The 332-nt window shown below is 63.9% G+C and carries 1 protein-coding gene; it reads right to left on the reverse strand.

Features of this window, described 5'->3' with window-relative positions; genetic code table 11:
• Positions 1-332, reverse strand: a 332-nt coding sequence (locus IB255_RS30565; RefSeq protein WP_192211296.1) for an Ig-like domain-containing protein, incomplete at both ends; no start/stop codon positions are given.

Raw genomic sequence — 332 nt, forward strand, 5'->3', positions numbered from 1 at the left:
CGGCGACGACGTTGGCGCTGTTGCCAGCGGCATCGTGAGCGACCAGTGTCGCGTGAATGTTGCTGTCTGCAGCCAGATCAGAACCGGCCACCATGACGCTCCAGCTACCGTCTGCGGCGACCTTGGCACTGTAGTCGGTACCATTGAGCGCGAAGCTGACGACATCGCCCGCCTGGTACTCGCCGGTCACCTTGCCGCTGATAGCCTGGTCGCTCTGCGACTCGATGTAGTTGAGGACGTCGTCCTCGGTCACAGGGTCGATGGTGAGGTGCGCTACCGGTGCGGTGGTGTCGACGCTGTAGCCATGGTCGGCCACCACGTCGGCGACGTTG

This window comes from Pseudomonas sp. PDM22 (assembly GCF_014851965.1).
Taxonomy (GTDB): Bacteria; Pseudomonadota; Gammaproteobacteria; order Pseudomonadales; family Pseudomonadaceae; genus Pseudomonas.